We start from the raw sequence: 24,937 nt of genomic DNA, 5'->3' as shown, positions 1-24,937 counted from the left end.
CAGATGGAGTGCTTACTGAATACAAGCGCTAAATCAGTTTGAGTTGCTCTTTATTACCTGGATTTATTGGAGTTAAAACAATGGAGAAGAAGATGCGTTTTTCCTACAGACCTTCTACACAGAAGCTTATTGCGATTGCTTCGTTGAGTACAGCTCTACTTTGCGGACTCCACGCTGCTCCTGCTTTTGCAGAGACTGCTGATACATCCGCAGTAAATGCTCCTGCTGTAACAACTGAAACTACTGCAACATCTGAAAATACTTCTCCTACAGCACCTGAAAACTCTCAGCCTACCTCACCTGCAGCGCCAACAACAACTCCAACAACAGACCAGACACCTGCTGTTCCAACAGAGAATACTTCGCCAACCCCTCAGTCTTCTGGATGGAGACAAGAAAACGGCCAATTCCACTATTACAAAGAAGATGGAACACTTGTCACAAGCCAGTGGATCAAAGATGATTCTGGTTGGCACTATGTAGACGCTGCTGGTAATGCAGTCAAGGGTTTGTACACAACACCTAATGGAAAAACTTGGTATTTTGATCCAACTGACCCGCAGCATAAGGCAATCTTCGGTGAAGTTGAAATTGATGGTAAGTTTTACTACTTTGATTCAACAAACGGACTTGTAACAAATGGATGGGTATATCGCTCAGCAAGTTCTTGGTCATGGGCAACTAAAGATGGTACTTACTATTCTGGATGGAAGCATATGCCTAACGGCAAGTGGTTCTATTTTGATCCAGAAGAACCTCGTCATCGTATGTTAATTGGAACAATTCAGGTTTCTGGTACCTCATATTACATTGATGAATATGCAGGTATGATTTCTAACAGTTGGATTCAACTACCAACTCGTGAGTGGGCTTGGGCTCAAAAAAATGGCGCTCTTGCCTCTGGTTGGTTTAACACACCAAATGGTAGAACTTGGTACTTTGATCCATCTGTTCCACAGCATCCAGCGCTTATTGGCAATGTTGAAATTGACGGCACATATTATCATTTCGATGAAAACTATGGAATCCTTAGAAATAGTTGGATTCACAATGATGATGGTTCATGGTCTTGGGTAGATTCTTATGGCTCATTCTATTCAGGTTGGAAACATTTCCCAAATGGTAAATGGTTTTACTTTGATCCAGAAGACTCAATTCATCGCATGAAAACTGGACTTTTCCAACTTCCTAGCGGTTCATATTACGTTGATGAAAATGCTGGTATGACTTCAAGTAATTGGGTGTCCCTACCAGACGGAAATTTGTCCTGGGCTCAATCTAGCGGCGCGCTTGTCTCTGGATGGTTTACTACTCCTGGCAATAAAACATGGTACTTTAATCCATCTTCAATTGACCATGCCGCATACGTTGGAGAGCATTCAATTGATGGAAAGAATTACTACTTTGATAAAAGCTATGGTCTAGCAAAAAATGAATGGGTTACTCTTTCAAATGGTGTAAAACGTTGGGCAGGTCCAGACGGAGTACTGACTGGATTCATTTCTCCCGAAGGTGTCTTCTCTACAGATGACGGTTCACAGCCAACAGGAACGGTACATCTTCCAGGATTGACTGTAAACGTTGGCTCTGACCATAAAATTAAGACAGGTTGGATAAAAGAAAACAATAAAGATTTTTACTATCTTTCTAATGGTGCACCAGCAGATGGATGGCTTAATATTCATGGAACTTGGTACTATTTTAGTTCCAATGGAGAAAAACAAACTGGTTGGATTAATTCAAAGGGCAGTTGGTACTTCCTTGATTCTGACGGCAAGATGAAAACCGGATGGATTAAAGATAACGGCAAGGACTACTATCTCAGTAATAATGGTTCCATGCAAACTGGTTATGTAACCTGGGGTGGAAAACTGTATTGGTCAGCTGCTGATGGCGCCATGGAGGAGCAACCTTGCTACTACCCTGATATGTATCGTTATGCACAGAACTACTATAGCGCTACTAACTGGCTCATCCAGATTGATACTACTGGCAATCGCTTTGCTGTATACAGGGGTTCACACGGCAACTGGGTTGTTTGGTACGAATGGCAGTGCACTACAGGAGCACCAGGCATGTGGACCCCTCATGGTCAATTTACCGTAGGTAACAAGGGTCTCTACTTTGGCTCTGGCTTTAGATGCTGGTATTACACGACCATTTCTGGTGAGTATCTTATTCACTCCATTCTCTATAACTCCGACGGTTATACCGTCCGTGATGGTAGGCTTGGATACAACGGTTCCCACGGTTGCGTACGTCTTGCAACAGAAAATGCTAAGTGGGTTTATGACAACATTCCTTATGGAACCAAGATTGTCATTTGGTAATCCAACTAAACATGAAGCTCTATAGCAATAAACCCCAACTCATATTGAGCTGGGGTTTATTTGTTAGCTTATAAATTTATAGTTACGCAAAATACTTTGCTTCAAAATCCTTAAATTGCTCTGGAGTAGCGTTTTGATCTACCGAGAAGGACTGTGCAACCGCTACGGCCTGCTGTCTTCTGAGACCAGCCTTATCCTCGTCTCCTAGTTGCTCATAAACGTGAGAGAGCCTGTCGAGGGCATACACCACATACTCTGCAACTGAATCAGCTACGCCGGAGAGCAACATCATCGTTACAAGAGAGTCTGGCGAAAGCGCAAGAGCAGTCTCTGGGCTCAAATCAATGAGCTCTGCAACAGCTGCCTCTACCCCATCGAGTGACTCTTCAGTTTGAGTCTCTAAAGCATTTCCCAAACCTGCTGTGACCGTTGAAGTAAAGTCATCGATTACTTCCAAAATGTAATCTCGTTGAAGCATTTTGTTCCAATCTACTAGTTAGTAGGAACAGGAATACGTAAGTGATCAAATGCAGCATGCGTTGCCTGTCTACCTTGAGGTGTTCTAATAATAAGCCCTTGCTGCAAAAGATACGGCTCATAAACATCTTCAAGTGTAGACGGATCCTCTGAGACTGCACTTGCAATGGTTGTGAGACCAACCGGACGACCTCTGAACGTCTCACAAAGCGCACGTAAAACACGCACGTCCATTACATCTAGACCAAGCTCATCAATTTCAAAGAATGAAAGCGCTTCTGAGGCTACCTGCCAGGTAATAGTACCTTCAGCCTTAACTTGTGCGTAATCTCGTACGCGCTTTAGCAGACGATTTGCCAAGCGTGGTGTACCTCTTGATCGAGAAGCAATTTCTGCAGCACCCTGCTCATCAACTTCTACATCAAGGATGTTTGCCGAGCGCATGACAATAGTCTGAAGCTCAGGAACAGTATAGTAATCAAGACGATAAGAAATACCAAAACGATCGCGCAAAGGACCAGTCAAAAGTCCGGTTCTTGTTGTTGCAGCTACAAGAGTAAAGCGTGGAATATCAAGCCTGATTGACCTTGCCGCAGGACCTTTGCCAATAACAATATCTAAGAAGAAATCTTCCATTGCTGGATACAAAATTTCTTCAACCTGGTGATTAAGCCTGTGAATCTCATCCACAAAGAGGATATCTCCCTCTTCAAGATTGGTGAGAATTGCTGCTAAATCTCCTGCTCGCTCAATTGCGGGACCAGATGTTGTATGGAGCTTTGAGCCCATTTCTCCTGCTAAAACACCTGCAAGTGTTGTTTTACCAAGGCCTGGAGGGCCAGAAAAAATAACGTGATCAAGCGGCTCATTGCGACTTTTTGCAGCCTCAATAAGAACACGGAGATTAGATTTAACGCGCTCTTGACCAAGATACTCATCAAGAGTTTTTGGTCGCAAGTTTCTATCTTGCTCCAAGTCTTCTGCCTGAAGCCCACTAGAAACTACACGCTGAGAAGTGTGTCCAGGAAATGGAGCTGGAGTAGACGACGACTCAAATAAGTTATCTGCATCTGCTTCCCACATTAATTACCACTTCCCAAACGCCTTAGTGCATAACCAATAGCAGCTTCAATTGTAATAGCACCTGCCTCTTCATACCCCTCAAGAGCAAGCGTTGCTTCCTGAGAAGTAAAGCCCATTCCAAGGAGAGCCTCAATAGCCTCTGATTCTACAGAGGTTACAGCAGGTTTTGGAATAGCAGCAAAGTCTGCAGGAGAAGTAAGACCAACAAGCTGCTTAAGCTCTGCATCTTTTGCGAACACATCAGAAAGTTCAATTACTAAGCGCTCTGCCTTCTTTTTACCAAGGCCAGAGACACTCTTAAGACGATTTCCGTCATTGGTAGCCACAATTACCGCAAGTTGCTGTGGCGTAAACGTAGAAAGCACAGAAAGAGCCAATTTAGGACCTACTCCAGAAATTGCACGTAAGCGATCAAAGAGCGCGCGCTCTTCTCGCGAAGCAAAACCAAAGAGTTCCATTGAATCTTCTCTGACCACCATACGAGTTAAAACGGTAACGCCTGCTTCACCCGCTTGTGGAAGCGCAGCAGCTGTTGAAGCTGATATACCCAGCTCATACCCAACGCCATTAACGTCGAGAACAGCAACTGAAGGAGTAACGGATACAAGTGTGCCCGTAAGCTGGACAATCATAGTTGTATTCTTCCCTTTCCAAGCGAGGTGGTTCTTACAAGATTAGCGTGACAAACTGCAGCAGCTAAAGCGTCAGCCGCGTGATCTGGATGAGGCTGATGGTCCAAGCACAATATGTTTTGAACCATATACATAACCTGCTGTTTATCAGCAGCTCCTGTACCAACAACAGCTTGCTTTATCTGCATTGGAGTATATTCTCCAACCGTAAGACCTGCTTTAGAACAAGCGACAATAGCAGCACCGCGAGCATGTGCAGTAGGAATAGCAGATTTAACGTTTTGTCCAAAGTAAATGCTCTCAATAGAAAGAGCTTCTGGTGAAAACTTATCTATAACCTCAACAATCTGGTTATAGATTCTTCCCAAGCGCATATCTATTGGTTCATCTGCGGTTGTAGTTATGCATCCATAGGCGCGTGCACGGCATTCAGAACCCCTTGTCTCTACAATTCCCCATCCAGTGTGAGCAAGACCAGGGTCTATTCCAAGAATTACCATTGCACCTCCTAATATAGAACGTTCGTTCTATATTATCACAGAGTATGCGCAAACGATGCAACTAATTTTCTGAGAAAGGGCCTCTCCACATTTTGGGGTCAACCATGCCAATTTGTGCATCAGATTCTTGTGCCAGCTCTTTTAAAAGCTCCAGCATATCCTTAAAGCCCTCCTGAGCCTCTGTTGGATCAACTGACAACTCAGGTAGATGCATAGAAGCTCCTTGAATTTCTCGCAAAGAATTTCGCAAGGACTCTACCAGGTCAGATTCGGAAGCCTTTGTATCTCTAATTTTGTCTTGCCAGACTGATGCGTGTGGAATTTGGGCATTTGTGAGGCTTTTTGAAGACATTTCCAGAACCTCAGTGGTGTTTCTGCGGTCTTTTTGGCGAGCGTGAAGCCTAGAAATAATTGCTTTGACCTCGTCAACCTTTCCCATTTCTTCCACAATGGCAGAAATGCTTTTATTCCACTCAAGATAGCTGGTAAGCACATAATCAACAAACTCAATGCGTTCTTGAGGCGTTGGCGCGGCATTTTCTAGCCCATCAGTTACAACCTCAGAGATATTCTCGAGAACTGCATGGTCAATAGCTGGTGAGAAGGTATTTCTTACCCTAGCAAGGTCAACAATGTCTGCATGATACATATCACCAAGAGGCCACAGAGAATGCGCACTAGAAATCTCTGTTCCCTTGAGCGCAAGAATGGTTTTATCGGCAGTCTCAAGCGTTAAATAATTGTGCTGGTCAGCGTATGCATAGCCGTATGCACTCACCAATTTTGTATCGGTCAATGTCGAGAAAACCGTGCTATTCACAGCAACTTTATTAACTCGAAGTCTTGCGGTAAGCAACTCTGCAGCACTTGTTTCTCGAGAATCTTTGTTTGGAAGCAACAGTACGTGGACGCGCATAGGACCTAAAGCGTCTGAGGCAAGCGCAACGGTGACAAGAGAATTGAGCGAACCGTCAACTGCAATAAACACGCCGTCAAAGCCCGACTTTACCGTGTAGTCTCGCACTCCTGTAGCTAATACACCCCAGGTAGTAAGCGCACTGTTATAGACACCCGCAGTATCTTCTCTATCAAAGTTTTCAATAGTATCTTGGTCAACCTCGCAGACAACCATGTCTTCTGAGAATGAGGCTGCTTGTTTGACTAAATCTCCTGAAGGAGACAAGAAGAAGCTTGAACCACAAAACACCTGGTTACCATAGGCGCCAACAGCGTTTGCAGCGATAAGCCAGCTATCAAACTCCTCAACATCTCCCAGATAGCGGCTTTCTGCCACCGCCATGCCCATGGCGGACGACGAATCATCAACAGCAAAACCAAAATACGGCAGGTAAATGACGGCATCTAACGAGTCGTCGACATCTTGCCACGCGTCAAGATCGTCGTAGGTAAAAGCAACGCCAAACGTAAGGCCGCCTGCTTCAAATTTTGCGAGCTCAAAGGTATTCTCGCCAGATGTTTGTGCAGAGCTAGCAGAACGAGCAAGAGCGCTCATGTGCGCTATCTGGGCAGTCAATTTCAGCGGGGTTACGGCTCCATTTCTAACGAGAAGGGCCTCGCTCGCTGCACTTCCATCAAACTCTGTTACAACAGGAATAAGGGCCGCAATTGGAAGCTTTTCCGAAAGCGAATTGATAATCTCCGAGAGGTCTGCAAAAAGTCCTTCTATGTCAGCCTCTGGCACGCTTAGCAGCCCTGTAAGAGTTGGCGCAGGATAAATGACTAGCTCAGCACCTTGCTGTTGAGCTCTCTGAGCATATTCCAGCATGGTCTGAGCGGTAAACTCGAAGTCTCCGGCCTGAGTATTCATTTGTGCAACTGCTATGCGCATACCATTCCTATCATAAAGTGCTTAATTTGTTTTTACCCAAAAACAAACAGGTGTAGTAAGAAAAAACGGAGCTGCAGGTAGCAGCTCCGTTCAGATTCACAGATTAGTCTTGCTTGTTGAATAAGCAACCAGTCTTAGAGAGAAGCCTTCCAAAGACCATGAAGGTTGCAATACTCATAAGCCTCTGCCTCAACACCCTCTTCAAGAGTGAAGGTAGCAACTGGCTCCTGGCCAGGTTTAAGCTGTGCAAACTGAGCGCCGTTCTCAGAAACAAGAGCAATGAACTCAATGTAGTGCTCTTCGAGCATTGGATGAGCAACCTCACCAACACGGACGGTAACGGTGTTGCCCTCACGAGTAACAAATGGAACGTGCTTCTCAGCTGCACCGTCAGTAACGCCAGCCTGGAGAAGCTCAAGGTCTGCTGCCTCTACGTTGCCTGCGACACCGTAAACAACAGCGCCTGTCTCCTTGTTACGATAAAACTTTGCGTCGATCATTTTTTCTCCTCTCACGACATCCGAAGATGTCAGAATTTCTTAGCAAGTGCTACTTAAATAGTAACAGTTATTACTTAAGAGTAACCTGCAAATTTTGAATCGACAAAATCTAAACAATCTGTGCGTATCCGCTTTGACCAATAAAATCTTTAAGCTCGGTCAAAAGAACCATGCTACGTCCATCAATCCTGGTAGGAATCTCCATGCGCATAACATCGCCCATGTCTGTTTCTACCCTAATCTCAATACAGTCCATGCCGGGATAGCGCGAGAAGATCTGTCCAAGTGTCTCGATAGCCTGTCTTTGAAGTTGAGAAGCAGGCATATGAATAACGAGTGTCTTTGGTGTGTTGTTAGCACTGTTAAGCTCAATAGGATTAACCTCTTGAGCAATAACCTGGTCTCCTCTATCAGAGCGCTCAAGCTTTCCAAGAACAGAAATGAAGATGTCGCTCTGGCTCTCACCAGTCTCTGGGTCAACATCTCCAGCAAGAAGTCTTGCAGCCTTCTTGTAGAGCTTAGGGAACATGACAATAGTGATGCTACCCTCCATGTCTTCAAGCGTAACAATTGCCATTGGGTCGCCGTTTTTAGTAGTGCGCTTCATAACATTAGTAACCATGCCCGCAAAGCGAATAGGTTTGCCTTCTGGAACTTTAAACTGCTGAGACATAGCACCGTTAGGAAGCTGAACCTCTATATTCTCTTCAATTTCTGCAAGGGCATAATCTCTGCTCTTAGCGAGGGCATACTCGTATGGACGAAGCGGATGATCAGAGACATAAATACCTAAGACTTCGTACTCTTTAGTAAGCTTGAATCGCCTATCCCACTCAACACCATCTGGCTCTGGGACACTATCACTAAAACCGGAACCCTCTACTTCTGCAAACATATCAAACATAGAGAACTGGCCAACAGCCTTATCTTTTTGACGCTTAGTAGCAGCATCAATAATGTTTTGTGGGTTGTTCTTATCCACAAAACTCATCATCTGCATACGGGTATAGCCTGTTGAGTCAAAAGCTCCTGCTTTGATAAGAGCTTCAACAACATTGCGCTTTGCCTGACTTGCATCAACACGATCGACAAAATCATGAATGTTGGCAAAAGGACCACCTTTTTGGCGCTCAAGCATAATGGCTTCACCAACACCAGCTCCTACGCCGCGGATTCCCGCAAAGCCAAAACGAATACCCTCTTTAGTAGCCGTAAAGTCTTTACCGGACTCGTTGATATCTGGTGGAAGAATCTTGATGCCCTCATGACGGCAAGCGCTTACGTAGTGAACAATCTTATCCGTCTTGCCCATGTACGAGGTAAGAACTGCTGCCATAAACTCATGTGGATAATGCGCTTTAATCCATGCGGTCTGCATAACAAGAATTGCATAGCCAGCAGAGTGAGACTTGTTGAATGCATAAGATGCGAACTCAAGAACATCGTCCCAAATGCTTTCTGCAACCGAACGATCAAATCCATTACGAACTGCGCCGTTTTTCCAGTGAGCCTCCATGGTCTCATCAGTACCGTCATCCCAGTGCTGGACAACTTCCTGCATGAGTTTGATCTTCTTTTTTGCTACTGCTTTTCTGACCTTGTCAGACTCGCCTGCGGTAAAACCAGACATCTTCATAGAAATCTGCATAACCTGCTCTTGGTAGACCATGGTTCCGTAGGTTTCTTCCAAGATATCGTGAAGACGTGGATCGTAATCTTTGACTTCTTCTCTACCGTTCATACGGTTGATATAGCTGGTAACCATACCTGCGTTAAGAGGACCAGGACGATAAAGAGCGATAAGTGCGACGATGTGCTTATATTCTGTTGGTCTCATGCCCTTAATGGTTGCAGTCATACCTGCAGACTCAACCTGGAAAACACCAGCAGTTCTGCCTTCTCTAAGAAGTCTATAAATTTCTGGATCAGTAAACGGAATGTTATCTACATCGATATCAATACCGTAGTTATCCTTCACGTTTTTGATTGCACGAGAAATAACCGTTAGGGTTCTCAGTCCCAAGAAGTCCATCTTAAGAAGGCCCATGTCTGCGACAGAGTGGCCCTCGTACTGCGTAATTTCTACGCCGCCCTTGGTATCTACCTTGGTGGGAACGTGGTCATTTACAGGCGTAGGAGCAATCAAGACCGCACAAGCATGCACACCCTCACCACGATGCAAGCCCTCAATAGACAGAGCTGCATCAATGATTCTTCTAGCATCAGGGTCATTCTCGTACGCATCTTCAAAATCAGCAGAATACTGATCAGCGCCTTTTTGGCCTTCTTGAGCCTTATGAAGAACAAACTTAAGGTGAGCGTTAGGATCTCCTGGAATCATCTTAGAGAGGCGCTGACCCATATAAACGGGGTAACCCAGAACGCGGCACGCGTCATTTATTGCCTGTTTTGCCTTGATGGTCGAGTACGTAATAACGTGAGAAACACGCTCAGATCCATAAATCTGACGGACGTGCTCAACAACCTCAAGACGACGCTCATCGTCGAAGTCCATATCAATATCTGGCATCTCTGAACGCTGTGGAGACAAGAACCTCTCAAACATGAGGCCATTCTCAAGAGGGTCAAACGAGGTAATATCCATAGCGTATGCAACAATAGCGCCTGCTGCAGAACCACGACCAGGGCCTACGCCAATACCATTCTCTTTTGCCCAGCGAACATACTCCTGAACAATTAAGAAGTAATCTGCAAAGCCCTTTTTGCAGATGATGTCATATTCATACTCAAAACGGTCTTTAACGTTAATCTCGTTGATGACAACGTTTTGCCAATCATCTCCATAACGTCTTGCAAGACCAAGCTCACACTCTTTTCTAAAGCGTTCCTCTGAGGTCTCTCCCTCTGCCAAGTCTGGGAACTTTGGCAGATACATGTGAGTCCAGTCCAGCTCATAGTTGCACTTATTTGCAACCTCAATGGTGTTCTCGATAGCTTCTGGACACCACGAGAAGATCTGGCGCATTTCTTGCTCACTCTTAAGGTAAAACTCGCTGCCTGTCATGCGTTTGCGGTTCTCATCATCAACGCGAGCGCCTGAACCAATGCAGGAAGCAATATCTTGAACGCTTGCATCCTCTTTAGTGAGATAGTGGTTATCGTTGGTAGCAACAACCTTAATACCAAGGTCATGGCCCATCTTAACAATGCGCTCAGCAAGGGTTCTATCGGTATAGCCGCCCCAGCTTGGATCAGACAAACCGTGGTCTTGAATCTCTAGGTAGAAATCATCCCCAAAGATATCTTGGTAGATTTTTGCCCAACGCTCTGCTTCTTCTGGACGGCCTTCAAACAACATACGAGGAATGATGCCAGAAACACAAGCTGAAGTGCAGATAATGCCCTCATGGTAGCGCTTGAGCATCTCAAGCGTAGTGCGCGGCTTGTAATAGAACATATCTTTTGAGCCCGCCTCTGACATCATCTTCATCAGATTGACATAGCCGGTCTCATTTTTAGCAAGCAGAATAAGGTGATAACGTACCTGCTTAGTGCCCTTCTCAATACAATCATCAAGAATGAAATAAGCTTCACAGCCAAAAATTGGCTTAATAAGTGGAGAAGGTTTATTGGCTTTTACGGCCTCAATATTATGTGTTTGATTCCAAATTTGAACGTCAGAAGCCCACTGCGCATGAACCTTATCATGCTCACCAGCATTGGGATCATCTACAGGAGGTTCTTCTAAATCCCAACCCTTTTCAAAACATTCCACATCATGGCACCACTGGCCAAAGTCTTTAAGCGCCTCATTGTACTTACGGCATGCAAGGTCAAAATCTGGAATTCCAAAGAGATACCCATGATCAGTAAGAGCAAGTGCTGGCATACCAAACTCTACAGCTTTACTAACCATATCTGGGACACGGCTAGCTCCATCAAGAATGGAAAAATCTGAGTGGTTGTGGAGGTGAACAAATGCCATCTTTTTCTACGCTCTTCTCTTTGTGCTTCAAAATTTGTTCTTTTACCAAGGGCTCTTAATTTCTTTGTATAGTGTAGCCGATTCGCCGGACAATAACTACTAATACAAACATATGTTCTATGTGCTAATACTTCTATTGACGCTGGTAAATTGGATGAAAATATTTTCTCGCCAATTTCATAACATCGCAAAATCTCTCTTAGTTGGCGTAGGCCATCCGTTCAAAAATTTCTCAAAATAAAAGTTTCAAACTGGTAACTCTTAGACTAGGGACACCTTAATTGGGAATATAGTTTTTGTATTACCTATTCCAGTTAAGGAGATCACATGGATCAGATGAAAAGCATTTCCTTTGACGACATTACAGCGGCTCAGAAGAACTTTGAGTCCGACCGCGCTCACACAGTAGCTAAGAATGCTGCTACCAGCGCTGGTGTTAGAAAAGCAGCTCGTGTACCAGAAGGTGTTGCCCTTAATCCTCTTACTTTTGATGTTGAGGTAAAGCAGGGTGACCGCACTAATCAGAAGCGCTCTGGTCGTTGTTGGATGTTTGCATCACTTAATACGTTTAGATATCGCATCATCAAGAAATACAACCTCTCTACCTTTGAGCTTTCCCAGGCATACCCACTGTTCTGGGACAAGATGGAGAAGTCCAACTGGTTCCTTGAGAACATTCTGGATACCCTTGATGAGCCTCTGAATGGTCGTCTTGTATCCTTCCTGCTCACCGATCCAATTGGCGACGGTGGCCAGTGGGATATGTTTAAGAGCCTTGTAAAGAAGTACGGCGTTGTGCCAAAGAGCGCTATGCCAGAGACTGCTAACTCTTGCAACACCCACGAGATGGACGCGTATCTCACACGTTATCTTCGTAGTGCTGCAAAGCGTCTTCGTGAGACCGCAACAGCTGGTGAATCTCTTGAGTCTCTGCGCGAGATGAAGAAAGAGATGATGGAGGACGTCTATACACTGCTGGTAACTTGCTTGGGTCAGCCTCCTGTATCTTTTGAGGCACGCCTGCGCGATAAGGACGATAACCTCGTTCTTTCTGGCACTTTTACTCCTCAGGAGTTCTTCGCTGAGACTGTTGACATGAATCTTGATGATTACATCTCAATCATCTCTGCGCCAACCGCAGATAAGCCTTTCAACCACACCTACACCGTTTCCCGCTTGGGCAACGTTGTTGAGGGTGGCGGCGTTCGTTACCTCAACCTTGAGATTCCTGAGCTCAAGCGCCTCGCTGTGGCTCAGCTTAAGGACAACCTGCCTGTCTGGTTTGGTTGCGACGTTGCTCAGTCCTACCTTCGTGAAGAGGGCATCATGGACACCCGTGCGCTTGACGTTGACGGCCTCTTTGGCTTCCCTGTTGAGGGCGCACTTGACCGTGCTGAGCGCCTTGACTACGGCGAGTCTCTGATGACTCACGCAATGGTTCTTGAGGGCGTTAACTTTGACGCAGAGGGCAATACCACTCTCTGGAAGGTTGAGAACAGCTGGGGTAAAGACCACGGCCGCGATGGCTTTGACACCATCTCCGACCCTTGGTTTGACGAGTACGTCTACCAGATTGTTGTTGACAAGAAGTACCTCACTCCTGAGCAGCTCAAGACCTTTGAGATCGAGGAAGCAACTGTCCTCGAGCCATGGGACCCAATGGGCTCTCTTGCAACACTTCGCTAAGGTACAAACCATCTGGCGAGAAGATCGGTCTTCTCGCCAGGTTTTTCTAAACGCTACTAACAAAAGGAGCCGTAATGGCTGATCAGACCGTAAATCCACAATGGGCAAACGAGGAAACTGCTGCTTTTAGCGCAGACCGTGCTAACCGCGTTGCCCGCAACTCCGTAACCTCTATGGGCGTTTCCGCAGCCGCTCGCGATATCACCACCATGCGCACCTACGCTGACACCTACGGTGTTGCTGTTGCAAAGACCGGCGACGTCACCAATCAGCGTCAGAGCGGTCGCTGCTGGATGTTCTCTTCTTTCAACGTACTTCGCCAGGAGGCAATCAAGAAGCTTGACGTTGATACCTTTGAGTTCAGCCAGGCATATGGCATGTTCTATGACAAGCTTGAGAAGGCAAACTCTGCACTTGAGTACATCATTCAGACCGCTGACCAGCCAACCGATTCTCGTGTTGTCAACACGCTTCTGACTGAGGGTATTGGCGATGGCGGTTACTACTCATTTGCCATGAGCTTGGTTGAGAAGTATGGCCTGGTTCCTAAGGATGCTATGCCAGAGACTGCTTGCTCCAAGAACTCCACTCAGATGGATGAGCGCATTGACCGCCTGTTCAGAAAGAGTGCTGGCGAGCTCCGCGCAGCATACGCAGCTGGCAAGTCTCAAGACGAGCTTCGTGCGCTTAAGCAGGAGCAGCTCAAGGGTTTCCACCAGATCCTATCCGTCTGCCTTGGCGAGCCACCTCTGACCTTTGACTTTGAGTGCAAGGTTGGCAAAAACGCACAGGTAGATAAGGCAAAGCTCTCCCCTGTTGAGCCAAGTAAGGCTTCTGACAACAAGGACAAGAAGAACGGCGAGAAGGACGAGGAGAGCACCCAGATTCTTCGCGACTTTGGCATTACTCCTCTTGAGTTTGCTGAGCGCTATTGTGGCGTTGATCCTCGTGGCTATGTCCAGCTCATCTCTGTTCCAAGCAAGAAATACCCTTACGGCAAGGTGTATCACCCAACCTTCATCGATACCGTTTTGGGCGGCATTAAGACTCGCTTCTTAAACGTTGAGCCAGAGGTTCTTGAGGCAGCTACCATTGCTTCTTTGAAGGACGGCAACCCTGTCTGCATGGCCTGCGACGTTATGCAGGAGTTCCCTCGCCACAATGAGGACTTCAACTACGTCCTCTCAACCGACACCATGGATTACAACGGCCTTTTTGGCGTTGATTTTGACATGGATCGCGCCTCAATGATTGAGAACTATGAGACTTCCCTTACCCACGCAATGACCTTCCAGGGCGTTGAGCTTGATAAGGACGGCAAGGCTAAGCAGTGGCGCATTGAGAACAGCTGGGGTAAGGACTCCGGTAAGGACGGCTACCTCATCATGAGCGCAGACTGGTTCCGCCTCTACGGCGGCGAGGCTGATGTTCGTCGTCAGTACGTTCCAGAGGACCTGCTCAAGGTTTGGGACGAGGGCGAAGATGTCCAGATTGATTTCTGGGAGAACCTTGGCTACTCCCTTGGTGGCCGTAACCGCAAGTAAGGTACACGCAACCACAGCCTACTAAGCACGCACATAAAAGCACCTATGGCCGGTACAGAATTTTCTGTGCCGGCCTTGTTAGTGTATACTGAAATAAGAAAAACCTTATTTTATTTTAGGAGGTTTTAATGAAATATTTTTCAAAGGAACGTATAATTTTACGGTTTATTGTTATATTTCTTTTCCTCTTGATCTGGTATTGCGATTCCAGAGGCATGCTTCCAGAAAATGGCTACGCAATCCTTACTATTCTTTTATTCGGTATTTTTTGGTTTATTGAAGCTAGATTTATTAAACCAACTAAAACAGATCAAAACGCGCCGCGGAGACCTTAGCTGTAATCTTTCCAGCGCTGACCTCTGTCAACGCGGCCGTAAACGCCGCTTCTTCTCCGCACCTAAAGTCTATGGCGAGAAAAACGTCCGCTCCAAACTCTGCCGTTATAACCTTGCCGCCGGTATCTGAGATCAGGCGCTGAATCTGCTCATACAGGTTATACGGGGCCGACAACTCCACCCTCACAACCTGCAGCATTTCCTGAACAGCAGATGCTTCCTCAGCAGCAGCCAAAGCCTCCTGAGTTGCTGCCGTATACGCACGAACAAGTCCGCCAGGTCCCAAAAGCGTTCCGCCAAAGTAGCGCGTGACAACGCAGCAGACGTTCTTAAGCCCCGCTCCGCGCAATACCTCCAGCGCCGGCATTCCCGCCGTTCTGGAAGGCTCTCCGTCGTCGGAAGCACGCTCTGTACCGTCCTCCAAGATCCATGCAGGAACGTTGTGGCGAGCGTTATAGTGCTTCGCCCTCACTGTGGCGAGAAACTCTTGCGCTTCTGACTCTGTTTCTACATGACAAAGCTGGGCTATGAAGCGGCTTTTTCTGTCTTCAAAAAGACCTTCCGCAACAAAGTCCAGCTTGAGTGTCTTGTAGGATGTGTCAGACATGGAGCAACTGCAGCGCCGCAGTTATGCGAGCACACAGACCTTCTCGCCAGCAGAAACCAGCTGGTCTGCAGAGGCAAGAATCTCTACATTGCTGTACTCGCTAGAGTTAGTAATAGCAAGAATGACTACTTCAGGATGACCCGCATCCTTGACCTTATCCAGGTCAAACGTCATGAGTGGCTGACCAACCTCAACGCGCTGATCCTGCTCGACAAGAGCAGTGAAGCCGTCACCCTTCATCTCAACGGTATCAACGCCCACGTGAATCAAGACCTCTTCTCCAGAATCGGCCGTGATGCCAAATGCGTGAACAGTTGGAGTAGTTGCGGTAATAGTGCCCGAGACTGGCGCGTACACAACGCCCTCAGAGGGCCAGATACCCAGACCCTGACCAAGCATGCCACCTGCAAAAACAGGATCAGGAACGTTCTCTAGCGCAACAACTTTTCCGCTTGCTGGTGCATAAATTGTTTTAGCAGTGTAATCAGAAACTACAAGAGCCTCTGGCGTGGCTGTCTTGGAGGATTTCTTGAAAAGATCAAAGAGTCCCATGCTAGTCCTTTCGTATGTAAGCCTGTCCATCATAGCAGCATTCAAAGAGGCAGCTGTTGCTTTTCATGAACACGACGTACCAAAATCACACCCTTCTCGCCACTCAGCATCTGGCGAGAAACCCACGTCCTCGCAACGTTTCATTTACTTGGAGATTGTTTGACTTCGGAGCTTCTGGCCTTATGAACGTGATACAATCGCCCATGCAAAGTGGACCAGACAACCGCGGAGTGCCCGTCCAGCTAATTGGAAGGGTGCTATGAGGAAAGTCCGGGCTCCACAGGGCAGGATGCTGGCTAACGGCCAGGCGGGGTGACCCGACGGAAAGTGCCGCAGAAAAGAAGACTCTCACCTGCGCATTCGCGTAAAGAGAAAAGCTGAAACGGTAGTGTAAGAGACTACCAGCATGCTGGCAACAGCATGGCTTGGTAAACCCCATCCGGAGCAAACGCAAATAGGAGCGCTATGGTGTGGCCCGCACTGCGCTCGGGTTGCGCGCTAGAGACCAGCAGCAATGCTGGTAGTAGATAAATGGTTGTCCGCGACAGAACCCGGCTTATACGTCCACTTTGCCTATTGAATGCAAATCCCCCGTACGATTTCTGTGCGGGGGATTATGGTTCTACAGCGTGTTAGCGTCGGCTTTTAGGCCTGACCCACAAAATAGCGCAGCTTTGGTAGGTTCTGCTGAAGAATCGATATGTTCTTAATCAAGATAGCAGGCAGCTAGGCGGTTGCACTACCTGATATGCATCTCTATGCATAAACTTCATCTAATATGCTTATACATGAATAGACTTATATAAGAAATTTAACTATAGATAAATTCTGTATCTACGGAACACACTTAAGTCGGATATTCTGCTCAGATGAGGGCATTTTACACATCTAATGACGATAATCTGCATGCTTTAGGTATTTTCAGCGTAATGTATACGTCTTTTTAACAGATTATCCGACATAGGTGTGTTTTGAACTGCCTCCTATTTCTCGTGTCCAAGAAATGGGAGGTAGTTCAATTTCTGTGCGGGGGATTTTGTTGTACGAGGGCATTTTTAGCAAGATATTGTCGCGACGCCTACAGACGTTGCAAAATCACATAGCGATTAAGGTTGTTGTCTTTACCATCCGCACTAAACTGCGCGCAAACGCGCACGTCAGAGCCAAGGCTTCCAAGAAGCTCATCAAGCTCATCTTGCGAGAAATGATGACAATAGCGCCAGGTATCGGCCTTATCTTGCCAGCCAATCAGATAGTCATGCTCCTCAAGTTCTGATGCATCTATACCCAGCGCATGCAGCCCTTGAGCAGTGGTTTTTTGAGCTTTAGCAGCAAGTTTTTGGCTGTTCATAAACTGCCAGAAAGAAATGCACACAAATCTGCCAGGTTTTGTTTTCTCTAACAGAGTGCGCAGAAGTTGGATTCTCTTTTGTGCACCTGGCACATGATGCAAAAATCCAAACGCAACCACTAAATCACAGGCCGGAACAGTAAGACGCGAAGAAAGCGTGTTATCAAGCAGACTCTTTATCACATCTAATTCAATAAATATCAGCTCAGAGATATGAGTGCCTACCTCACCACTCTCTACCAGTGGCTTGCAATTATCTACAGCAAAATACTTTGCCGGAACAATCCCTACTTCATCACAAAGAAAGCGAGCAAAACGTAGGTTTCCACAACCTACGTCAAGTACAGAGAGTTTCTCGCCAGCTGAAAGCTGAGGCATGGCATCTAGGCACTGCTGCCACCCCTGCCAAGGCATCTGTCGTGTAGCCGAGAAACTCTGCGCCTGCTGAGTGTAAAACTCAGAAGTTACGTAGCTCAGCTGCTCAGCGGTAGATGCACTGATAGATTGCGTATATGTTTTGTTTGAAGAAGTTTCCATACAGAGATTTTACGTCACCGTCTTACTCCTAAAGGCCAGAAGCTCGCCTTATGCCTATACTGTTTGTATGGATGAACTCATTTTGGACATATTGCAGCAGCTCAGAGATGGCTCGCAAGGCGCTCTTGATACGCATCAGCTCGAGATGCTCATTAACTCGCATAACAGCGGAATTGACTCTAGCGCCCACAGTACAGAGCGCGAGAAACTCATTCCTAAACGAGCAATTCTCCCCTATTTTTTACAGGTCAAGCAGAAAAACGAGGAGCTCTGGCAATCGTGGAACGTGACTCCTGAGCTGGAAGAAAGATTTATCCGCTCCGTGCGGATGAAGCCTCGTCGCACCGCTTCTGGCGTAGCAACCATTACGGTTATCACGAGGCCTCACACCTGTTCAAGCAATTGCATCTATTGTCCCTGTGATTTGCGTATGCCTAAGAGCTATCTTGCTAACGAGCCTGCTTGTCAGCGCGCTGAGCTTACGTTTTTTGATCCATACGTACAAGTTGCTGCTCGCCTTCAGGCACTCCATCAGATGGGTCATTCAACCGACAAAGTGGAGCTTATTGTGCTTGGTGGTACCTGGAGCGATTATCCAGAAGGTTACCAGTACTGGTTTATCAAGGAGCTCTTCCGTGCGCTCAATGACTGGCCCAACTCTCCTAGCTACATTCAGGAGCGCCTTGATTGGTACACCTCATTTGGGCTGCAGAACACAGAAGAGGCTCTCTCCTCCTTTGTTGCTGAACAGCAAGCGGCAGTCTTTGAAGATACTGCCACGTATAACCAGGCTTTTCATAAGCTCTACGACACCAGCCAGCCTCACCAAAGCGCCTGGTCTCAGATGCAAAGTACCTATGATGAGCTGGTGGAGCAACAACACGTTAATGAAACAGCTGCTGCTCGCGTGGTTGGCCTTGTAATAGAAACCAGACCCGACACTATTACGCCAGAAAACCTACGCATGTTTAGGCAGCTTGGGTGCACCAAAATTCAAATTGGCATTCAGAGCACACGCCAAGAAATCCTTGAAGCAAACCAGCGTCAGATGAGTGTTGCCCAGATTAAACGAGCGTTCTCGCTGATTCGCTTGTGCGGATTTAAAATCCACTCTCACCTGATGGTTAACCTGTTGGGCGCAACTCCTGAGGCAGATAAACAGGACTTCAAGACGTTTGTTACAGATCCAGGTTTTCTTCCCGACGAGATTAAGCTCTACCCCTGTGCCTTAGTATCTGGAACGCAGCTAGTGCAGAAGTATCGTGAAGGCGCGTGGCAACCATATGCCAAAGATGAGCTGATAGATGTACTTGTTCAAGATGTGCTTAACACTCCTCCATACGTGCGCATTTCTCGCATGATTAGAGATATTAGCGCCACCGACATTCTGGTGGGAAACAAACACGCCAACCTCCGCCAGATGGTGGAGCAAGAACTTGCCGCTGAAGACGTTGCAATTCGCGTGCAGGAGATTCGCTTTAGAGAGATTAACCAGCAGCAGGTACGCGCCGCGGAGTTAACCCTCCAAGACTTTGCCTACACCACCGCAGTCAGCGACGAGCACTTCCTGCAATGGGTAACTGCTGACAACAAAATTGCAGGTTTCTGTAGGCTTTCACTTCCCCACTGGGATAAGCTGACCTCTGGCGCGTGTGATGTTTCTGCCAATGAACTGCTGGTACAGCCAGGCCAAGCCATGATCAGAGAGCTCCACGTGTACGGACAGGCGCTCTCGCTGGGCTCGGAAGGAATGTCTGCTCAGCACCAGGGCTTGGGTCAAAAGCTTCTTACCAAAGCCTCCTCTATCGCAGCTGAGGCGGGTTATACCAGCCTTAACGTCATCAGCTCAATTGGAACGCGAGCCTACTATCGCGCTCAAGGCTTTACTGATGCAGGCCTCTACCAGCAAAAAGCTCTGTAAAGGTAACGTGGCCTTGCGCCTCTACACAAGCTTCACACACTTACTTCTTACGTCACAAAAAATGCCGAGAAGACCGTTGATCTTCTCGGCATATTCATTAGCGTCTCCCTCTCCTTGACGCGAATGGATCTTAAGGAATCAGCGACAGAATCTGAGAGAGGTTCTTCTTGCCAAAGTCAACCTTTTGACCATCGTTGATAACCAAGCATGGAACGCTCATGACATCGTAGGTGTCTTTGAGCTCCTTGAAGTGGTTGATGTCGTAGACGTCGCAGGTGACCTGAGGATTATCTGCAGCAATACGCTGAGCAGCTACAACAACATCTGGGCACATGGTACAAGAAAGTCCTACCAAGACTTGCAGATGTGTCTTTGACTCAATAGCCGCAATAGACGCCTTATCCTCGTCACTAATTGGCTGGCCAGGACCTGCGGCGTTGTAGAGTCCAAGTACAAACGAAGTGAACTCATGGCCGCCAGGAACACCATGGAACGCAAGACCTGTTGGAGTGCCATCCTGTGCGCAAACACGAACAACAGGAAGGTTCTTCTCGCCCGTGCCTGAAACCGTCTGAACGCTCAGCTTGTCGGTCATAGAAGAAAGTTCTTCCATGTAAGCTACAAGCTCCTCAGAAACAGGTCTTTGGTCAAGCTCCAACTGAAGCACAAGCGGACGAGCCATGCGCTCAAAGACAGCGTTAAGCTGCGCTTTCATGTCGTCGGTGAAAAGCTCTCCAGAATCAGAGACAGTCTTGGCCGCTGGAGCTTCAGGGGCCTCCTTCTTGGACGAGATGCGCGTAACGTTCATCTGTGGAACAAAGCCGGTCTTTTCCTGTACGCGTTTGATGTAGCGCTCCATCTCGGTTGCGGTAGTTGCCGCCTGACCAATAGCCGTTGCAACCTGACGCAATGGCTTCTGGCACACATCACCAGCACCAAAAAGGCCCTCACAGGTTGTTTCTTGATGCTCGTTGGTGATCAGATAGCCGTAGTCATCTGTCTGAGCCAGTTCTTTTACCAAGTCAGTCTCAGGCGCGTAACCCGCGAAGACAAAGACACCAATGGAATCGCCATCTTCTGGAGCAAAGGTGGTCTTCTCGCCTGTTTTCAGATTCTTGTATGTAATAGACCTGAGCGCAGAATCTCCAGCAACGGATTCAACCTGTGTGTTATAGAGAACCGTAATATTTGGATTGGTGCGAGCAGCTTCAGACGACGCAGGAGCGCAGGTAAACGCCTCCTCACGTACAAGAACGGTAACGTGCTTTGCATACTTGGTCAAAAACACGCTTTCCTCTGCAGCCGCAAAGCCTCCACCGATTACAAAGACTTCTTTGCCGGTGAAGAACTCGCCATCGCAAGTGGCGCAGTAAGCAACTCCATGGCCCTGATAGTCCTCTTCTCCCACAAAGCCGATATGACGTGGATGTGCTCCTGTGGCGAGAAGAACGGAGAGGCAGGGACGCTCACCTTTGGTGGTGTGAACTACCTTGACATCTCCGGACATGTCCAGGTCAGTAACTTCTGCCAGCAAAAACTCTGCGCCAAAGGCCTCAGCCTGCTTACGCATGGTTTCTGAGAGTTCAGAGCCACTAGTAGAGAAAACTCCCGGGTAATTAACAACCTCATTAGTAATAGTGATCTGTCCGCCAAAATGGTCCTTCTCGACAACTAGAACACGGTAGCGAGCGCGGGCCAGATAGAGGGCGGCGGTGAGCCCAGCTGGCCCACCGCCGATAATCACCGCGTCGTAGAGGTCTTTGACGTCGGTCATTGTAAGCTCCCTAAATCTTAGAGCTGACCAACAAGGTCAAGGCTTGGCTTTAGGGTCTCAGCACCTGGCTGCCACTTAGCTGGGCAGACCTGATCGCCGTGCTCTGCAACAAACTGTGCAGCCTGGAGAAGGCGGAGAAGCTCCTCAGCGTTACGGCCAATGCCACCAGCGGTGACAAGCTCAACCTGGATGACGCCCTCGGGGTCAACAATGAAGGCGCCACGCTCAGCAAGGCCGGCATCCTCAATAAGGACCTCAAAGTTCCTTGCAAGAACGTGAGCAGGGTCAGCAAGCATTGGGTAGGTTACCTTAGAGATACGCTCGGACTCCTCATGCCATGCCTTGTGAACAAACTCAGTGTCGCAGGAAACAGAGTAAACCTCTGCGCCAGCAGCCTGGAACTTGTCATAGTTGTTAGCAAGATCCTCAAGCTCAGTTGGGCAGACAAAGGTAAAGTCAGCTGGATAGAAGAAGAACAGGCTCCACTTACCCAGTGTGGACTCCTTGCTTACCTCGGTGATGTCACCGTTGTGGAATGCGTTTACCTTAAAATCACCAATTTGCTTACCAATAAGAGACATAGTCAGTTCCTTTCTGTAAGTAAAACAACTTATAAAACGTGCTAGTTAGAAGTTTACCTTCTTTAACTCATTTGTCAATAACAATAATGATTACTATTTATATTCACAAAAAAGAAACAGGCCAGATTACTCTGACCTGTGAACAGTTGGTGGGCGTTATAAGATTTGAACTTATGACCTCTTCCGTGTCAGGGAAGCGCTCGTCCCCCTGAGCTAAACGCCCGAATATGTTTGCTGCTGGGGATGCAGCAAGGGATATATTACGAGAAACCCGCCCCTCTTGCAACCGTCAAACTCAACTTTTTTTGAAATCTGCAAAAGATCGTCTCGTCAATGCATTGACGGCTATTTAAATACCGCGGGCTATCAAATGAATGACCGCCTTTTAAACCCGTACGTCTTCTGCACCTCAATTATTAAAAGATAGGCAACTGGATTGTAAAAGCATACGGTCAGAAGTATCATGGCAAGTCGTTCGATTGAGGGAGAAACTTATGAACTTTCTGGAATATAACAAAGACGAGAAGCTATGCTTTAATTATAAGAAATCATGCGGTCTCTGGTTAATTGTTGTAGCTCTCATCATTTTTGCAGCTACCGTAATAGGTGGAAAGCAGATTATCAATATGTCCGTATTTAGCTTTGGATATGTTGCAGCCTTCTTATCTATAAACACAAATAAGAAAGTTCTCAATAAGTTTTCCGATGGTCCTTCAAGTAAGTTCCAGAACAAAATGTCTCTATACGCCGTAATTTTCTTATTCATTTTGATGTTTTTATTAGGTGGACCATTTTTTGCAACTGAAAACTGGAGACTTATTTGGTTGGGTGCGTTAATGGCCACGGCGCTGCACTTTTTCCTCTATTACTTTGTGCACGGAAAATCGATGATTTATTTGGCAATACTCTGTGCCATCAATGTTGCTATAGGTTATATTTTTCCAGACATCCCACTGACAACAACTGCCTATATTGATGCAGCAATTAAACTTGGCTTTGGAATATACCTGTTCTTTTTCTCAAAGCCAACACAACAAAAATAGCCTTCGCCTAGAGTCCGTGCGCGTCAAACGTGTCCTTAACCAGTGCAACAAGCATTGGTATAAACACAGCCACGCCTGCTAAAAGCATTGGATTGTCACGTACTTCCGGAATGTCCTGTAAGAAATTCTGAAGATCATAGACAAGACCAACGGCAACGGCAATAAGAATAGGTGCCAGAATAATCAAAATAGGATTTGGTGGTTTACGCATAAGGATGCTTTCTTTTACAAGTACTGCACACGCAGCGGTCCAATAGAGCAAAGATACGTATCAAGCCACATTCTGGCTTTTCTTCCTTACTTCTTCCCTACTTCTTACGCTTAACCTTAATTTGAATGCCAGAGGTCTCTGGACGAGACGATGTAGAAGCAACAGCGGGTTTCTCGCCATTTACAAAAGCCGAGAAACGCTGACGGAAACGATTCCACTTGTGATAGATAGGCTCGTGGTCGTGAGATCTGAGGCCCAAAAGCATGCTTGCTGCCAGAGTTGGAAGCAGATACTCAATAGCGCGCCAAAGTACAAAACCTGCAGCAATTTCTTCACCAAACATATGGCCAAACAGGAAGGCAAAGCCACCCTCTGCACCACCAGTACCACCAGGAAGTGGAATGGCCGAGGTCAAGAGCTCAAGCATTGAACCAGATGCAAGGCAGGTCAGAAGGTCTGCGGGTTGACCGAGTGCACGCAGAACAAAGTATGGAAGTGCATAGAGGCAGCCAAGCTGGACCAAGGTAACCAGCAGAACAACGCACATCTCTGGGATGTTTTTTGCAGCAGTCTTAAAGCCGTTTGAGAACTCATCTACCTGCGTGTTAATGATGCCATGCCAGTGGTCATACTGCTTTACGATACGAAGACGTGAAAGCAGCCTTAAGCCCCAGTTGCCCACGGTCTTAACCATTTTAGGAAGCAGGCAAATGGCCAAGATAACTGCAACCATCACTATCTTTGCGCCAAACAAGATAACGCCAATGACGGTAACGTCACCAAATTGCTCGTAGAAGTAATTTGCTCTAAAAATAAGCATGAGAGCTGCAAAGATACCCTCACCCGCCTCGTACATAACAAAGCGGGTGAACTGCAGAGCTCCAGCCTGGCCTACAGAAATTCCTGCGCGAGTCAGACGATAAATCTGAGCAGGAGCAGCACCAGCACCGTTTGGCGTGAGGTTCATGAAGAAGATGCCCGACGCCTCAACGCTCATCAGGTCTCGCACGCCAACAGGACTCTCGGGGTCTGTAATGACTGAAATTACATACGCGAGAATACCCAGGAAATAGTAAACAAAGTAACAAAGAGCGCCAGCAATGAGCCAACCTGTATCTACGTCTGCTAGAGCAACAACAAACTCATCAAACTGACCAGAGAAAACGATATAGAGTGCGTAAAGTATTACAACCGCAAAGAGGAAGAGAATGCTCTTTCTAACTTGGCCAAAGCTCTCTTTTGCCTCTTCTACCTGCTCAGATGAAGAAGTTGGAGCAACACTAATCTTAGGCTTTTTGGTTGAAACACCCTTAACGGTTGTAGATCCAATCTTCACCGTTACCTTCGGTGTAGATGAGGGGTGCTTAGTTTCAGACGCGCCATCTGGGCGATCCATGGGCACCTCCTTGGACTCTGGATCACAATACGTGTACAGAAACACACTCTACGCAGGTAAACGATGCAACCTCAAAGGGTTT

At 47.0% G+C, this 24,937-nt stretch carries 19 protein-coding genes, 1 tRNA gene and 1 other RNA gene; 6 read left to right on the top strand and 15 right to left on the bottom strand.

The genetic code is table 11. The features are described from left to right. Window positions 1-80: 80 nt before the first annotated feature. Window positions 81-2,330, top strand: a complete 2,250-nt coding sequence (locus RWJ96_RS04520; RefSeq protein WP_314019182.1) for a L,D-transpeptidase family protein — start codon at window positions 81-83, stop codon at window positions 2,328-2,330. A gap of 82 nt (window positions 2,331-2,412) precedes the next feature. On the opposite strand, the gene RWJ96_RS04515 is transcribed toward RWJ96_RS04520, so the two are convergent. From RWJ96_RS04515 to dnaE, 7 genes are all read right to left on the bottom strand, one after another. Next, entirely contained in the window at window positions 2,413-2,808 is a 396-nt protein-coding gene (locus RWJ96_RS04515; protein ID WP_313993388.1) for a hypothetical protein, read from the bottom strand. Window positions 2,809-2,822: 14 nt separating this feature from the next. Beyond that, entirely contained in the window at window positions 2,823-3,890 is a 1,068-nt protein-coding gene (ruvB, locus tag RWJ96_RS04510) for a Holliday junction branch migration DNA helicase RuvB (RefSeq protein WP_035428715.1), read from the bottom strand. Continuing rightward, the gene (gene ruvA, locus RWJ96_RS04505; protein ID WP_311409391.1) at window positions 3,890-4,522 is read right to left on the bottom strand and encodes a Holliday junction branch migration protein RuvA; all 633 of its coding nucleotides are present in this window, start codon (window positions 4,520-4,522) and stop codon (window positions 3,890-3,892) included. Before ruvA ends, ruvB begins: the two co-directional genes overlap by 1 nt. Beyond that, window positions 4,519-5,022, bottom strand: coding sequence for a crossover junction endodeoxyribonuclease RuvC (ruvC, locus tag RWJ96_RS04500; RefSeq protein WP_035428717.1), 504 nt, complete (start codon window positions 5,020-5,022; stop codon window positions 4,519-4,521). Before ruvC ends, ruvA begins: the two co-directional genes overlap by 4 nt. Window positions 5,023-5,083: 61 nt before the next feature. After that, window positions 5,084-6,871: a nitrilase-related carbon-nitrogen hydrolase gene (locus tag RWJ96_RS04495; RefSeq protein WP_314019181.1), complete on the bottom strand. Its 1,788-nt coding sequence runs from the start codon at window positions 6,869-6,871 to the stop codon at window positions 5,084-5,086. Window positions 6,872-7,005: 134 nt separating this feature from the next. After that, window positions 7,006-7,371 (bottom strand): desulfoferrodoxin family protein, encoded by a 366-nt coding sequence (locus RWJ96_RS04490; protein WP_035435483.1) that lies wholly within the window; start codon window positions 7,369-7,371, stop codon window positions 7,006-7,008. Window positions 7,372-7,480: 109 nt separating this feature from the next. Continuing rightward, window positions 7,481-11,317, bottom strand: a complete 3,837-nt coding sequence (gene dnaE / locus RWJ96_RS04485) for a DNA polymerase III subunit alpha (RefSeq protein WP_314019179.1) — start codon at window positions 11,315-11,317, stop codon at window positions 7,481-7,483. Window positions 11,318-11,644: 327 nt separating this feature from the next. On the opposite strand from dnaE, the gene RWJ96_RS04480 reads away from it, so the two are divergent. Then, window positions 11,645-13,003: a C1 family peptidase gene (locus RWJ96_RS04480; protein ID WP_314019177.1), complete on the top strand. Its 1,359-nt coding sequence runs from the start codon at window positions 11,645-11,647 to the stop codon at window positions 13,001-13,003. A 74-nt stretch (window positions 13,004-13,077) separates the two neighbouring features. Further along, entirely contained in the window at window positions 13,078-14,547 is a 1,470-nt protein-coding gene (locus RWJ96_RS04475; protein ID WP_314019176.1) for a C1 family peptidase, read from the top strand. Window positions 14,548-14,847: 300 nt separating this feature from the next. Here RWJ96_RS04475 and RWJ96_RS04470 read toward each other — a convergent pair whose 3' ends face one another. Together RWJ96_RS04470 and RWJ96_RS04465 are read right to left on the bottom strand one after the other, a co-directional pair. After that, the gene (locus RWJ96_RS04470; protein WP_314019174.1) at window positions 14,848-15,489 is read right to left on the bottom strand and encodes a YigZ family protein; all 642 of its coding nucleotides are present in this window, start codon (window positions 15,487-15,489) and stop codon (window positions 14,848-14,850) included. 21 nt (window positions 15,490-15,510) lie between these two features. Beyond that, window positions 15,511-16,041, bottom strand: coding sequence for a PTS glucose transporter subunit IIA (locus RWJ96_RS04465; protein WP_314019173.1), 531 nt, complete (start codon window positions 16,039-16,041; stop codon window positions 15,511-15,513). Between the two features lie 207 nt (window positions 16,042-16,248). On the opposite strand from RWJ96_RS04465, the gene rnpB reads away from it, so the two are divergent. Next, an RNA gene (gene rnpB, locus RWJ96_RS04460) (RNase P RNA component class A) lies at window positions 16,249-16,616 on the top strand. 503 nt (window positions 16,617-17,119) lie between these two features. Here the strand turns inward: rnpB and RWJ96_RS04455 are convergent. Then, on the bottom strand, window positions 17,120-17,929 hold the full coding sequence (locus RWJ96_RS04455) for a class I SAM-dependent methyltransferase (RefSeq protein ID WP_314019172.1): 810 nt from the start codon (window positions 17,927-17,929) through the stop codon (window positions 17,120-17,122). Window positions 17,930-17,996: 67 nt separating this feature from the next. Between RWJ96_RS04455 and RWJ96_RS04450 the strand changes: the two genes are divergently transcribed. After that, the gene (locus tag RWJ96_RS04450) at window positions 17,997-19,850 is read left to right on the top strand and encodes a tRNA uridine(34) 5-carboxymethylaminomethyl modification radical SAM/GNAT enzyme Elp3 (protein ID WP_314019170.1); all 1,854 of its coding nucleotides are present in this window, start codon (window positions 17,997-17,999) and stop codon (window positions 19,848-19,850) included. A gap of 130 nt (window positions 19,851-19,980) precedes the next feature. Here the strand turns inward: RWJ96_RS04450 and RWJ96_RS04445 are convergent, their stop codons facing one another. From RWJ96_RS04445 to RWJ96_RS04435, 3 genes are all read right to left on the bottom strand, one after another. After that, window positions 19,981-21,624, bottom strand: a complete 1,644-nt coding sequence (locus RWJ96_RS04445) for an FAD-dependent oxidoreductase (RefSeq protein ID WP_314019169.1) — start codon at window positions 21,622-21,624, stop codon at window positions 19,981-19,983. A gap of 17 nt (window positions 21,625-21,641) precedes the next feature. Beyond that, on the bottom strand, window positions 21,642-22,205 hold the full coding sequence (gene ahpC, locus RWJ96_RS04440) for an alkyl hydroperoxide reductase subunit C (RefSeq protein ID WP_035436861.1): 564 nt from the start codon (window positions 22,203-22,205) through the stop codon (window positions 21,642-21,644). A gap of 147 nt (window positions 22,206-22,352) precedes the next feature. Then, a tRNA-Val gene (locus tag RWJ96_RS04435) sits at window positions 22,353-22,428 on the bottom strand. A 271-nt stretch (window positions 22,429-22,699) separates the two neighbouring features. Here RWJ96_RS04435 and RWJ96_RS04430 point away from each other — a divergent pair. Further along, window positions 22,700-23,248 (top strand): DUF6609 family protein, encoded by a 549-nt coding sequence (locus tag RWJ96_RS04430; protein WP_314019168.1) that lies wholly within the window; start codon window positions 22,700-22,702, stop codon window positions 23,246-23,248. Window positions 23,249-23,255: 7 nt separating this feature from the next. Here the strand turns inward: RWJ96_RS04430 and RWJ96_RS04425 are convergent, their stop codons facing one another. Beyond that, a complete protein-coding gene (locus RWJ96_RS04425) occupies window positions 23,256-23,459 on the bottom strand; it encodes a hypothetical protein (RefSeq protein WP_035436856.1) in 204 nt (67 codons plus the stop codon). 97 nt (window positions 23,460-23,556) lie between these two features. Further along, on the bottom strand, window positions 23,557-24,855 hold the full coding sequence (locus RWJ96_RS04420; RefSeq protein ID WP_314019167.1) for a lysylphosphatidylglycerol synthase transmembrane domain-containing protein: 1,299 nt from the start codon (window positions 24,853-24,855) through the stop codon (window positions 23,557-23,559). Window positions 24,856-24,937 lie beyond the last annotated feature (82 nt).

It is taken from the genome of Lancefieldella parvula, assembly GCF_963547875.1.
In the GTDB taxonomy this organism is placed as follows: Bacteria; Actinomycetota; Coriobacteriia; order Coriobacteriales; family Atopobiaceae; genus Lancefieldella; species Lancefieldella parvula_D.
Note: the sequence above shows the minus strand (reverse complement) of the source record. Positions and strands in the feature narration are given on the sequence as shown.

Coding starts and splice junctions, on each gene's coding strand:
- RWJ96_RS04450 (WP_314019170.1), top strand. CDS start 17,997: ATGGATGAACTCATTTTGGACATATTGCAGCAGCTCAGAGATGGCTCG.
- RWJ96_RS04420 (WP_314019167.1), bottom strand. CDS start 24,855: ATGGATCGCCCAGATGGCGCGTCTGAAACTAAGCACCCCTCATCTACA.
- ruvB (WP_035428715.1), bottom strand. CDS start 3,890: ATGTGGGAAGCAGATGCAGATAACTTATTTGAGTCGTCGTCTACTCCA.
- RWJ96_RS04480 (WP_314019177.1), top strand. CDS start 11,645: ATGGATCAGATGAAAAGCATTTCCTTTGACGACATTACAGCGGCTCAG.
- RWJ96_RS04475 (WP_314019176.1), top strand. CDS start 13,078: ATGGCTGATCAGACCGTAAATCCACAATGGGCAAACGAGGAAACTGCT.
- RWJ96_RS04515 (WP_313993388.1), bottom strand. CDS start 2,808: ATGCTTCAACGAGATTACATTTTGGAAGTAATCGATGACTTTACTTCA.
- ruvA (WP_311409391.1), bottom strand. CDS start 4,522: ATGATTGTCCAGCTTACGGGCACACTTGTATCCGTTACTCCTTCAGTT.
- RWJ96_RS04445 (WP_314019169.1), bottom strand. CDS start 21,624: ATGACCGACGTCAAAGACCTCTACGACGCGGTGATTATCGGCGGTGGG.
- ruvC (WP_035428717.1), bottom strand. CDS start 5,022: ATGGTAATTCTTGGAATAGACCCTGGTCTTGCTCACACTGGATGGGGA.
- RWJ96_RS04520 (WP_314019182.1), top strand. CDS start 81: ATGGAGAAGAAGATGCGTTTTTCCTACAGACCTTCTACACAGAAGCTT.
- ahpC (WP_035436861.1), bottom strand. CDS start 22,205: ATGTCTCTTATTGGTAAGCAAATTGGTGATTTTAAGGTAAACGCATTC.
- RWJ96_RS04490 (WP_035435483.1), bottom strand. CDS start 7,371: ATGATCGACGCAAAGTTTTATCGTAACAAGGAGACAGGCGCTGTTGTT.
- RWJ96_RS04465 (WP_314019173.1), bottom strand. CDS start 16,041: ATGGGACTCTTTGATCTTTTCAAGAAATCCTCCAAGACAGCCACGCCA.
- RWJ96_RS04470 (WP_314019174.1), bottom strand. CDS start 15,489: ATGTCTGACACATCCTACAAGACACTCAAGCTGGACTTTGTTGCGGAA.
- RWJ96_RS04455 (WP_314019172.1), bottom strand. CDS start 17,929: ATGGAAACTTCTTCAAACAAAACATATACGCAATCTATCAGTGCATCT.
- RWJ96_RS04430 (WP_314019168.1), top strand. CDS start 22,700: ATGAACTTTCTGGAATATAACAAAGACGAGAAGCTATGCTTTAATTAT.
- dnaE (WP_314019179.1), bottom strand. CDS start 11,317: ATGGCATTTGTTCACCTCCACAACCACTCAGATTTTTCCATTCTTGAT.
- RWJ96_RS04425 (WP_035436856.1), bottom strand. CDS start 23,459: ATGCGTAAACCACCAAATCCTATTTTGATTATTCTGGCACCTATTCTT.
- RWJ96_RS04495 (WP_314019181.1), bottom strand. CDS start 6,871: ATGCGCATAGCAGTTGCACAAATGAATACTCAGGCCGGAGACTTCGAG.